1 protein-coding gene is annotated in these 599 nt (G+C 71.0%); it reads left to right on the top strand.

What is annotated here, in order from left to right:
• Nucleotides 1-35: 35 nt before the first annotated feature.
• Nucleotides 36-599, top strand: a 564-nt coding sequence (locus AC1DYG_RS18875) for a polysaccharide deacetylase family protein (RefSeq protein WP_477641404.1), incomplete at its 3' end; no start/stop codon positions are given.

Below are 599 nucleotides of genomic sequence, written 5' to 3'. Positions count from 1 at the left end.
GAGTCCTTGAGATGACGCTCAGCAGAAGGAGATTCGTGACGCTGCTGGCGGCGGGAGCCGTCGGCGCCCTGGCCGGATGCGCGTCCGCGGTCGCCGGCGAGACGGACGACGACGCCGCGTTGCCCGCGCAAGGGTCCGCGACTCCAGGCCCGGCCGCGCCAGAGCTGCGTCGACCGCCCGCGGCCTCGGCGCGGGTGGCGGTCCCGCCGGGCACGCTCACGGCGTTGCCCGGACCGGGCGCCAACCTCGCGTTGACCGTGGACGACGGCACCGACCCGGAGGTGGTCGCGGCGTACATACGGTTCGCCCGGGACACGGGCGCCCGTTTCACCTTCTTTGTCACCGCGTCCTACGACTCGTGGACGATTCACCGGGATGCGCTGCGCCCCTTGGTTGACTCCGGCCAGATTCAGCTCGGCAACCACACGTGGGACCACCCGGACCTGACCAAGCTCTCGAGCTCGGCGGTGGCCGACCAGTTGCGGCGGACCCAGACCTTCCTGCGGAAGCAGTTCGGAGTGGATGGGACACCGTTCTTCCGGCCGCCGTACGGATTCCACAACGCGGCGGTCGATTCGGTGGCCGCCGACCTCGGGTAC

The organism is Pedococcus sp. P1_H8 (genome assembly GCF_056405175.1).
This window is presented reverse-complemented; position numbering and strand designations above follow the sequence as displayed.